At 40.8% G+C, this 9,214-nt stretch carries 8 protein-coding genes; 6 read left to right on the top strand and 2 right to left on the bottom strand.

Going from position 1 to position 9,214, the window contains the following annotated elements:
- Positions 1 to 218: 218 nt before the first annotated feature.
- Positions 219 to 1,328: a DUF362 domain-containing protein gene (locus MXE28_RS07785; RefSeq protein WP_348644762.1), complete on the top strand. Its 1,110-nt coding sequence runs from the start codon at positions 219 to 221 to the stop codon at positions 1,326 to 1,328.
- A gap of 63 nt (positions 1,329 to 1,391) precedes the next feature.
- Here the strand turns inward: MXE28_RS07785 and rpsD are convergent, their stop codons facing one another.
- Entirely contained in the window at positions 1,392 to 1,979 is a 588-nt protein-coding gene (gene rpsD, locus MXE28_RS07780; protein WP_127059288.1) for a 30S ribosomal protein S4, read from the bottom strand.
- An 863-nt stretch (positions 1,980 to 2,842) separates the two neighbouring features.
- Between rpsD and MXE28_RS07775 the strand changes: the two genes are divergently transcribed.
- Positions 2,843 to 3,745 (top strand): LysR family transcriptional regulator, encoded by a 903-nt coding sequence (locus MXE28_RS07775; RefSeq protein WP_021842159.1) that lies wholly within the window; start codon positions 2,843 to 2,845, stop codon positions 3,743 to 3,745.
- Between the two features lie 256 nt (positions 3,746 to 4,001).
- Here MXE28_RS07775 and MXE28_RS07770 read toward each other — a convergent pair whose 3' ends face one another.
- Positions 4,002 to 5,156, bottom strand: a complete 1,155-nt coding sequence (locus MXE28_RS07770; protein WP_021842160.1) for an iron-containing alcohol dehydrogenase — start codon at positions 5,154 to 5,156, stop codon at positions 4,002 to 4,004.
- A gap of 409 nt (positions 5,157 to 5,565) precedes the next feature.
- Here MXE28_RS07770 and MXE28_RS07765 point away from each other — a divergent pair, with 409 nt between their 5' ends.
- The 4 genes from MXE28_RS07765 (at position 5,566) to gltS (ending at position 9,198) form a co-directional block, all read left to right on the top strand.
- Positions 5,566 to 5,934 carry a CGGC domain-containing protein gene (locus tag MXE28_RS07765; RefSeq protein ID WP_021842161.1) on the top strand — a complete coding sequence of 123 codons (369 nt, stop codon included), beginning with the start codon at positions 5,566 to 5,568 and terminating at the stop codon, positions 5,932 to 5,934.
- A complete protein-coding gene (locus MXE28_RS07760) occupies positions 5,934 to 7,211 on the top strand; it encodes a nucleobase:cation symporter-2 family protein (protein ID WP_247240020.1) in 1,278 nt (425 codons plus the stop codon). The genes MXE28_RS07765 and MXE28_RS07760 overlap by 1 nt, the downstream gene beginning before the upstream one ends.
- Before the next feature lie 230 nt (positions 7,212 to 7,441).
- Positions 7,442 to 7,744, top strand: coding sequence for a helix-turn-helix transcriptional regulator (locus MXE28_RS07755; RefSeq protein WP_226974627.1), 303 nt, complete (start codon positions 7,442 to 7,444; stop codon positions 7,742 to 7,744).
- 152 nt (positions 7,745 to 7,896) lie between these two features.
- Positions 7,897 to 9,198 (top strand): sodium/glutamate symporter, encoded by a 1,302-nt coding sequence (gene gltS, locus MXE28_RS07750; RefSeq protein ID WP_247240019.1) that lies wholly within the window; start codon positions 7,897 to 7,899, stop codon positions 9,196 to 9,198.
- Positions 9,199 to 9,214 lie beyond the last annotated feature (16 nt).

Genomic DNA, 9,214 nt, shown 5'->3' with positions numbered 1-9,214 from the left:
TGTCCTTCCTCAAAGTGCATAGACTCTTTAGCGCCCCAAAATTTGACAAAGAGCCTAAAACAGCCATGAGTCCTCATTATCGTTAAGACTCATGGCTGTTTTTTATAAAAAATATTTAGTTGATACCTATCTGATAATAAATAGAGTATAATAAAGATATAGGTTAGGTCGTAGGGTAACGACCGCAAATTCGTTTAGGTAAACAGGTAAGGAGTGACATAGGTATGTCAGAGGTATATTTTACATCGTTGCGCACACGCGTAGGAGAAAGTCTTTTGGACAAATTGGAACGGTTGGTGCGCCGTGCGGGCATGGACAAAATTGATTTTAACAATAAATATGTAGCTATTAAAATGCACTTTGGCGAACCGGGAAACTTAGCTTATATTAAACCGCCTTATGTAGCACGTATCGTGAAAATTATTAAGGAATTAGGTGGTAAACCGTTCCTGACAGACTGCAATACATTATATGTAGGCGGTCGTAAAAACGCTATCGATCACATCGAATCGGCCTACCAGAATGGTTTTAATCCGTACAATACGGGGGCTCATGTAATCATCGCCGATGGCTTAAAAGGCTTAGATGAAGAATTGGTACCGGTTCCGGATGGGAAGTATGTCAAAGAAGCTAAAATTGGTAAAGCTTTGATGGACGCAGACATCATCATTTCCATGACTCACTTCAAAGGTCATGAATCAGCCGGTTTTGGCGGCGTTATTAAAAACCTTGGCATGGGCGGCGGTTCCCGTGCTGGCAAAATGGAACAGCACAGTGCCGGTAAACCTTTCGTGCAGCAGGAAATCTGCGTAGGTTGCCATAAATGCGAACAGTATTGTGCTCATGATGCGGTGCATGTAACGAACGGCAAATCCTTCATTACGGAAGAAAAATGCGTAGGTTGCGGTCGCTGTGTCGGCGTATGTCCGGTTGATGCTATTTCGCCGAAATGGGATGAAGCCAATACCGTATTGAGTGAAAAAATGGCGGAATATACAGCCGCTGTCGTTCGCAATCGTCCGCGTTTCCATATCAGCTTTGTTATGGACGTATCGCCATATTGTGACTGTCATGGTGAAAATGATATGCCAATCGTACCGGATGTAGGGATTATGGCATCCTATGACCTCGTAGCGCTCGATCAGGCTTGTGTCGATAAAGTGAATGCGCAACCACCAATGCCGGGCAGTATGCTTGACGAAGCGGAAGAAAAGAGTTGGGATCATTTCCATACTATTTCGCCGAATACGGACTGGGAAGCGGCCCTGAAACGTGCTGAACAAATGGGCCTCGGTTCCAGAAGTTATGAAATTGTGGAAGTAAAATAATTTAAAATAAAAAAGAGCAACAGCCTCGGCTGTTGCTCTTTTGCGTTCTGCGTAAAGTACTTATTATTTGGAGTACAATTCGACGATGAGCGTTTCGTTAACTTCGATAGGAAGTTCGGAACGTTCAGGAAGACGGTTGAAAGTACCTTTGAAGGCTTCCAAGTCTTTAGTAATGTAAGGAAGTTCGAAAGAACGAAGTTCCTGGAAGTTTGTTTTGAACATTTCGTTGTCACGGGATGCTTCGCGAAGTTCGATTACATCACCAGGTTTGCACTGGTAGGAAGGAATGTCTACGCGACGGCCGTTAACAAGAATGTGGCCATGGTTAACCATCTGACGTGCTTGACGGATGGAGTTACCGAAGCCAATGCGATATACGAGGTTGTCAAGACGGGATTCCAACAATACTAACATGTTTTCACCGGTAACACCCTGCATTTTTTTCGCTTTATCATAATAGCGTACGAACTGGCGTTCTAGCAAGTTGTAATAAGCTTTAACTTTCTGTTTTTCTAATAATTGTAAACCGTATTCAGACATTTTTTTCTGACGTTGGTCTTTCTTTACGCGCTTTAAAGCTTTGGAGTGACCGAAAACGTTCACACCGAAGCGACGACATAACTTAAAGCGTGCTTCTCTTCTCGTTGCCATGTGTTTATCACCTCATAGTAAAAATAAAAAAATAATATCTGTATCCTAATAAGATACCCAATAATGATAGCATATACGAGGCTAACTGTCAATTTATATTGCCTAAATATCTGCAGTTTATTGCAAGGTTATCATAAGGTTGTCATACGGTCATCATAAGGTTATTATAAGGTTATTGGTAGGTTAGTGACAATCTGTTATCCTTTTGAAAACTCCTGCTAACTTGAAGTAAATATATCGACTATTTTCAATTAGGTGCGCTTTTTATTGCTCTTAGTCTAAGAATTTTACTTTGCTTTAGGTTATGAATTAATAAATATTCAAAAAGTATTCATGATGAGGATGAATGTGTTTTTCAAGTGAATAGTATTATAAATCAATACAAAATTCTGAGATTTTTTATAAAATTGCGTGAAAAACGAAAGTTTTAAAATTGCATTATCACAAATTTTATTCAATATTTTTATAAAGAAAACTACTTTCAATATTCGTTGTATCTTATAAACATGAAAAAATCATGAGAAGTGATGCGTAGATTATTATCAAGTAACTTATAGGGGATATAGCACAAAATATCCATACTTGTTTGATTGGGTATAGTTATTTTTCGTTGATTAAGAGGATTTATAAATGAATGAATAAAATTATCTAATAAATGTTTTGAATAATACCGCCAATGTCATCATTTAATGTTCGAAAGTATCGATAAATTTATAAAATTTTTGTACATATCTCTTTTCTAACTGAATCAATACATGGTATACTAAGGTTAAAGAAGAGAGACTACCTTCATCAGTCGTTGAGGGAATTTTATACTTATTATGAATGTATGAATATGTAATGCATGAAAAGGAGATGATAAGATGGATGAACTACCTACTCTGCAAGAGTTACAAAGTTTTATAACCTATAGTAAAATGGGTAACTTCACGTTAGCTGCTCAAGCTGCTAATATTACACAATCTGCTTTTAGTGCGCAGATGAAAAAACTGGAACGTTTAGTTGGTGTAAAATTAATAGCTCGCTCTACCCGTGGTAGCCGCCTTACAGCGGAAGGTGAGAAATTCTTACCGGAAGCAGAGCATATTATTGAAACACTGGAACGTGCTATTCATAGCATTCGTTTGGCCAATAAGTTAGAACGGCCTATGCTCAACGTAGGTATTTTGCGGAGTATCGGTGATGTGCGTATGAATGCGCATGTATCGTATTTTCAACAGACTAACCCCAATTTCTCTATTTCCATTTATGACATGGAAGAAGAAGAAATGTTACTGGATTTGCGTGAAAACCGCATTGACATTGGTACTTGCTACTTGCCAAATAATAAAGATATGAGTAGCTATGAAAGTATTGCTATCCGTGAAGATTCTGTAGTTTATTATGCGCCTAAGCGCGAATTACCGGCCGGTAAAGTATTGAACACTGAAGAATTGTTGGATTATCCAATGGTTATGTATCCACCAAAATATTTCATGAGCCATCGTTTGAAATCCTACTTCTCGGAAGAAGGACGTCAGTCCTTACCACATTTGGTACGTTTATCTAATCCGTATGCCATGATTGATTATTGTCAGCGCAATGAAGCGGGGTCTTTGATTTCCCGTCATTTATTGGATGCACTTGGCATTAAGGATGGTATCTATGCATTAGCCAAACCGTTAAATCTTCAGGTTTGCTTTGTATATCGTAACAACAACTCTAAATGGGAAACAATGAAAACGTTTATGGATTACATTGTTCAAAAAGTAGGAGTTAACGGCTGATTTTGGGGAAAAATTAGTTTTGTGCTTTACATAAGTTTGTCTCATCAAATGAAAACGCGGTTTGTACCTTTCGGTCAAACCGCGTTTGTTGCATTATTTTATTTGGAATTCGGAAGTAATTAGATAACTGAGCATAGTGACGTATGCTCATCTCCCTAAATAATGCCTAGTTAAGTGCTGCCGGATATATAGACCTAACTAAATAATAGGGGCAGACATACCCGTTAGGTAATATACCCGATAAGTAATACGTATCTTAGAAGTTTACATCCTTACCGTAGTAAGCTGCTTCGTAGATTTTCTTAATATCTTCTACGGTTGGTTTACGTGGGTTAGTCAACGTGCAAGCGTCTTCAAGAGCGCGTTCGCTCATACGATCGAGAACGGCTAAGAATTTGTCTTCCGGAATAACAGTATTTAAACCATCTTTAATCGTTTTGCTTAAGCCTAAGCGTTTATTGAGGTTCCAGATGGCGCGTTCAAGGTTTTCAATACCGAGAATACCTTCCAATTGAGCATATTTCTGGGTAGCTTTTTTGTTGTATTGAATGATGTATGGTAACAAGATAGCATTAGCTTCGCCATGAGTTAAGTGGAATTCACCACCGATTTTGTGAGCCATACTGTGAACGATACCTAAGGAGCAGTTGGTGAAGGACATGCCGGCCATAGTGGAGGCGTTATGTACTTTGTCGCGTGCTTTAATATTGTCAGGTTCCTGGTAAGCTGTTTCCAAATATTCAAAAATCAATTGAATAGCATGGAGTGCCAATGGATCGGTGAAATCATCGGCTGCTGTAGATACATAAGCTTCAACAGCATGCGTCATTACGTCCATACCGGTTTGCGCTGTAATGAGCGGCGGCATTTTGGATGGAATGCGGCTGTCTAATAAAGCAATATCCGGTACTAAATCAGGGGATACTAATGGATATTTAATGTTGTTGTCCGTATCGGTAATTACGCTGAAAGCCGTGATTTCCGAAGCAGTACCACTGGTGGATGGGATACCGATGAGGCGAGCTTTAGTGCGTAGTTTAGGGAAGTTGAATTTCACAAGTTCCATGAAATCATAGCCAGGGTATTCGTAGTATACCCACATGATTTTGGCTGCGTCCATAGGGGAGCCACCACCTAAGGCAATAATCCAATCCGGTTGGAATTCGGCCATTTTAGCGCCGCCTTCGATACAAGTCTTGATGGATGGATCCGGTTCTACGCCGTCAATGATTTGAACTTCCATACCACCCTTTTCAAGTTGGGCTTTAGCTTCGTCAAGAAAGCCGAATTTGCGCATGGAGTTGCCACCGGTTACGATTGTAGCGCGTTTGCCTTCTAATTTTGAGAGATGAGTGAGGGCATCGTCGCCATGAATGATGGTGTGTGGAATTCGAAATGTTGCATAAGCCATGGATTTACCTCCTAATGTTTACATAATTTGAACGGTGTTTATATTTGTATTGTACGCTTTTTTCAAGATTAAAACAATGTATAAAAGTGATTTTAACTATGAATAATTTAAATAGTAAAGCCGCTGAAAATGAAGCCGGAGCAACACCGATTTTAGGCGGATTGTTATATAATATACAGGTATTATGTGTTAATTTGTTCGTATATACATGAAAAAATATGTCTTATTTATGAGTAAAGGGTATTTGACATATCTTCGAAAAAGTGTGATTTAAACAATAATTTCACGATTTGTGAAGTAAAAGTTTTAAGTCGATTAGAAAAACTAAGATAATTAGGTTTTAGAATTACTCAGATGTTTTAAATAATTGTTAAAGTTTAAGTTGATTGTAAGAAACGCAGGTGGATATATGAAAAAAATAGCTATTTTAGTCAATGAAGATACGATGCAGCGTTGCTCTTGCGGCGGTTGTTTAGGGGCATTCATGGGTAAGAAAGATTCCTTTGCCCGCTATGAAGGGGAAGAGATTGAATTAGTCGGATTTAGCCATTCCGGCGGTGATTTAACGAAAAAGCTGGAAACCCTTCGCAAAAAAGGTGTGGATGTGGTGCATATTTCAACGTGTACGAAGAGTAAAAACGAAGATTACGAGACCATTGCCGATGCTTGTGCCGAATATTTTGACGTAGTCGGCTATACGCATGGCAGTCCGGATGGTAAAGGTAAGGGCAAAATGGCGGTAGAATTAAAAGCGCGTCAGCCGAAGGAGGCAGAATAATGGAATTACGTAAAAGTCAAACTTTTTTCTTAGGTTTGCAACATGTATTGGCCATGTATGCCGGTGCTGTTATCGTACCGATTATCGTGGGCAGCAGTTTAAATCTGACGATTATGCAGATTGCCTATTTAATTGGGGCCGATTTATTGACGTCAGGGATTGCGACGCTGCTTCAAGTGTGGCGTAATCGCTTTTTCGGCATCGGCTTACCGGTAGTGCTGGGCTGTACCTTTACGGCCGTATTTCCTATGATTGCCATTGGTAAAGAGCTGGGCCTTGGGGCTATTTACGGGGCCATCATTACATCCGGTCTTATTGTGTTTATTATTTCGCATTGGTTTGGTAAATTAGTGCGGTTCTTCCCGCCGGTAGTCACCGGCTCTATAGTAACTGTTATTGGCGTTACCTTGGTTCCCGTAGCTATGAATAATTTAGCGGGCGGCCTTGGCAGCCCGGATTTTGGCAGTGTTATGAATTTGAGCCTCGGTTTTGCCGTGTTGGCCTTCATACTTATTTTAAATCGCCTTTTCAAAGGATATATTCAAGCCATTTCCGTATTGCTGGGACTCATTGCGGGCACAATAGCGGCCTTCTTCTTAGGTATGGTTGACTTTGCGCCGGTGGCGGAAGCTACGTGGGCTCATATTCCACAACCGTTTTACTTTGGCCTACCCACATTCCACGCCAGCGCCATTTTGACTATGACCATTGTGGCCATGGTAAGTATGGTGGAATCGACCGGTGTGTTCTTGGCCTTAGGTGAAATTTGCAATCGTAAATTAACACCGCAAGATCTCGCTCACGGCTATCGCGCGGAAGGCTTGGCTTCCATTATAGGCGGTATTTTTAACTCCTTCCCATACACCACGTTTTCACAAAATGTGGGGCTCGTGGAATTATCCAAAGTACGCAAAACCACGGTAATCGTAGTATGCGGTATTATGCTTGTCGTATTGGGCTTGGTGCCTAAATTCGCCGCTTTGGCAACGATTATTCCAACGTCTGTATTGGGCGGTGCCATGGTTGCCATGTTCGGTATGGTGTGTGCGGCCGGCATTCGTATGTTGGGCAAAGCGGATCTTACCGATTCGAACACGATGCTTATTGCGGCTTGCTCCATTACATTGGGCCTGGGCGTGACGGTAACGCCAAATTTATTCGCTCAGTTCCCGTCGTCCGTGCGTATTCTACTGGAGAGTGGTATCGTAGTAGGTGCTTTGACCGCTGTGGTGCTTAATATCTTGTTTAACTATGATAAAATAAAAGAAAGTAAATGATAGGCATTAAATAATAGACAGCAAATAAAAGGCACTAAATAAAAGATACTAAATAAAGATAACGCCTCAGGTTTTTGAAAAAACAACGCGTTTATTGCGGTAGGACAGCTATCATCGTTTGAACTTGCAGTTTAATGACAAAAATACGGTTTTACGCTATAATAAGAAGGTAACTTAACAAGCGAATCAACAAATGGTACTTGGTCATTAATTGGTAGGAGGCGACTATTATGAAGATGTTCCCCGCAATTGATATGGTAGCAACAGGCGCCCAGATTCAGGCTTTACGGATTAAAAGCGGATACTCCGTTAAAGACTTGCAAGAAGTATTCGGTTTTAGCGACCCGCAAGCCATTTACCGATGGCAATGGGGGCAAAGCTTGCCGCGTGTAGACAACTTGGTGGCGTTAAGTGTATTATTTGGTGTAACAATTGACAGCATTCTCGTTCTGGAGCAGAAAGAGGATGCTGTTTCTGCTTTTTATAGACTTAATTTTATGGACTTAATTTTCATAGGAGCCTGCTTATTGTAAGCGGGTTCTTTTTTTATAGTCTATATTTTGCCTTTTTGTATACAAAAAGCAGGAGAATCATATGGATGAGTAGAAGTAATATAGTGTATACTTAAAATGCATTTATTTTTATTCTGTGAGTTGCAAGGCATTGTTATTCAGGAGGCGAAACTATGACATTTTTATGGGAACAAGGGAGTCCGGTTATTAAGCTGGATATGATTGCCACATTGGCATTAGCGATTTTGCTGTTACTCTTAGGTCGCGTAATGGTTAATCGCATCAGTATTTTAGGACGCTTTTGTATTCCGGCTCCGGTAGCCGGCGGGTTGCTTTATTCTATATTAATGTTAATTTTTCACCAAACGAATATCTTAGTTATTAAGATGGATACCTTATTGCAAACACCGTTTATGTTGGCTTTTTTCTCCACCATCGGGATGATTGCCAGTCTTAAGCTTGTGAAAAAGGGCGGCAAACTGCTATTATTCTACTGGCTCCTTTGCGGCTTTTTATCCTTGATGCAAAACGTGATTGGTGTGTCATTGGCACAGCTCTTAGACATTGATCCGTTACTGGGCGTATTGATGGGGGCTGTTTCCATGGAAGGCGGCCATGGAGCCGCCGGTGCCTTCGGACCTGAAGTAGAAGCGATGGGTGTATTTGGGGCTACAGCGGTAGCTATGGCGGCTGCCACCTTTGGTCTTGTTTCCGGTGGTTTAATCGGTGGGCCGATTGCCAAGTATCTTTTAAATAAATATGACTTGCGCTCCACAGAAGAGATAGAATTGGCTGAGGGTGGTACCGTAGGATCCACCGGTAGTAAAACAACTTCAACTGCTAGTTCCGATGATGCCAATGTAGCCAAAACGGCTAAACAGGAGAGTGAATACGCTGAATCGGAAGTGTCGGCTCATTCGTTGTTTACTCATTCAGCTATTATTGCTGTTTGTATGACCGTAGGTTTGGCTGTGGCCGGCTGGCTCAAAGGCGCTTTAGGGATAGCACTTCCAAGTTATGTGGGGGCCATGTTCTTCGCCGTAATTTTACGTAACCTTAACGACCAACTCCATGTGGTTAAAGTTCATACGGAAACAATTAATTTAATCGGCGATTATTGCTTAGGTGTATTCTTATCCATGGCCTTGATGACCCTTAAATTGTGGGAACTCATTGATTTAGCGATTCCAATGCTCATCGTATTAGGTGCCCAAGTTGTGTTCATGATTGTTTATTGCTTATTCGCTGTATTCCCATTATTGGGCAAAACCTATGATGCGGTGATTATGTGTGCCGGTATGGCCGGTCATGGTTTGGGCGCTACGCCAAACGCTATGGCTAATATGAAGGCTGTTACTGAAAAATACGGCCCATCCACTAAGGCATTCTTAATCGTACCACTTTGCGGCGCCTTCTTAATTGACTTGTTTGCCTTACCATGTATCGTATGGTTTATTAATTACTTTGCGCATTAAGGTGTGGGAAGAGATT

The organism is Veillonella sp. KGMB01456, from assembly GCF_023051165.1.
Taxonomy (GTDB): Bacteria; Bacillota; Negativicutes; order Veillonellales; family Veillonellaceae; genus Veillonella_A.
The sequence above is the reverse complement of the archived record's forward strand: the minus strand, read 5'-3'. Positions and strand labels throughout refer to the sequence as shown.